Source organism: Spirillospora sp. NPDC049652 (genome assembly GCF_040675125.1).
Taxonomy (GTDB): domain Bacteria; phylum Actinomycetota; class Actinomycetes; order Streptosporangiales; family Streptosporangiaceae; genus Spirillospora.
In genome coordinates, this window is sequence record NZ_JBFAOF010001269.1 from 1 (window position 1) to 1,680 (window position 1,680).

A 1,680-nucleotide genomic window follows, 5' to 3' on the forward strand; every position below is an offset into this window, starting at 1 on the left:
CGACCCGCGAGTCGTACGTCGGGCCGTGGCTGCCCGAGCCGCTGCTGACCGAGCCCGACCGCGCCGCCGAGGGGACCGAGGCGGCCGAGGCCGTGTCGACCGCGATGCTGGTCGTGCTGGAGACGCTGTCCCCGGTCGAGCGCGCGGTGTTCGTGCTGCGGGAGGTGTTCGGCTTCTCGCACGCCGAGATCGCCGGGTTCGTGGACCGGCCCGAACCGTCCGTCCGGCAGGTCGCGCATCGGGCGCGCGAGCACGTCCAGGCCCGCCGGGCGCGGTTCGACGACGATCCGGAGCGCCGCCGCGTCCTCACCGAGCGGTTCATGGCGGCGGCGTCCGGCGGCGACATCAACGCGGTGATGGAACTGCTCGCTCCGGACGTGACCGCCTGGACGGACGGCGGCGGCAAGGTCACCGCCGCGCGCCGTCCGCTGCACGGCTCGGACCACGTCGCGCGCTGGCTGCTCGGCACGCTCGCCAAGCCGGTCACGGCCGGGGCCACGCTGGAGGCCGCGACGGTCAACGGCGAGCTGGCCGTCATCGCGCTGATCGGCGGGCAACCCATCGGCGTCGTCACCTACGACCTGCTCGACGACCGCGTCCAGAACCTGCGTTTCCAGGTGAACCCCGACAAGCTCACCGGGCTGCGCCGCGCCTGACACTCCTGCGTCACCCGACGGCTTGAGCGGAGTGGCGGCGGGGTGAGGATGGAGTGGTGGAGAAAGTGATCATTCTGGGCGGGCCGCCCGGAGCCGGGAAGACGACCGTCGCCGCGCTGCTGGCCGAGCGGTTCGAGCGGAGCGTCCACCTGCACACCGACGACTTCTGGACGTTCATCAAACGCGGCCTGGTCATGCCGTACCTGCCCGAGTCGGACGCGCAGAACCGGACCGTGATGGACGTCGTCGCCGGCGCGGCGTTCGGTTACGCGGCGGGCGGCTACACCGTGGTCTGCGACGGCGTCATGGGCCCGTGGTTCCTCGACACGTTCACCCAGCGGGGAACACCGTTCCACTACGTGATCCTGCGGCCGGACGCCGAGACGACGCTCGCCCGCGCCACCGCGCGGGACCCGGACCGGCACCTCACCGACCCGGGCCCCGTGCGGGACATGCACGCCCAGTTCGCCACCCTGGACGGCTACGACGAGTACGTCCTCGACTCGTCCGGGCTCACCGCGGACCAGACCGCCGACGCCGTGCACGCGGCGCTCCGGGACGGCGGCCACCTCTTCAAGCGGGACCGCTGAGCAGCGACTCCTCGACCTTCGGGTCCAGGCCGACCCGGGGCCGGTCGCCGCGCTGCGGCGCCACTCCGCCGAGGCTCCGCAGCCAGGCCCAGGTGTCGGCGACGGTCTCCTCGACCGGACGGCACCGCAGGCCCTCGGCGAGTGCCCTGTCCACGTTCGTCCGGTGCAGGAACTCGTACAGCTCACCCGGCGGCACCCAGACCGGGAGGTCCTGCCACGGCTGGACGCCCGCCGCGAGGATCGGCTCCGGCTCGGTCCACCGCAGCCGCGCGTCCGCGCCGGTCACCCGGACGCACGCCTCCAGCAGTTCGCGCATCGTCGTGTGCCCCACCGGGCCGGTCACGTTGAACGCGCCGCCGAGCTGCCGCGCCGCCGCGTCCAGCGCCCAACCCGCCAGGTCCCGCGCGTCGATGAGCTGCAACTTCAGCTCGGCC

2 protein-coding genes and 1 pseudogene are annotated in these 1,680 nt (G+C 73.5%); 2 read left to right on the forward strand and 1 reads right to left on the reverse strand.

Annotation, left to right across the window (positions count from 1 at the left end):
- Together AB0J52_RS39305 and AB0J52_RS39310 are read left to right on the forward strand one after the other, a co-directional pair.
- Positions 1-656 (forward strand): sigma factor-like helix-turn-helix DNA-binding protein (locus tag AB0J52_RS39305; protein WP_500188182.1); only part of this gene is annotated, 656 nt, incomplete at its 5' end.
- A 56-nt stretch (positions 657-712) separates the two neighbouring features.
- Positions 713-1,246: an AAA family ATPase gene (locus AB0J52_RS39310; RefSeq protein ID WP_500188184.1), complete on the forward strand. Its 534-nt coding sequence runs from the start codon at positions 713-715 to the stop codon at positions 1,244-1,246.
- Here AB0J52_RS39310 and AB0J52_RS39315 read toward each other — a convergent pair.
- Positions 1,230-1,680 (reverse strand): annotated as a pseudogene (locus tag AB0J52_RS39315) (reductase); the annotation flags it as partial. The gene AB0J52_RS39310 and the pseudogene AB0J52_RS39315 sit on opposite strands and share 17 nt — an antisense overlap.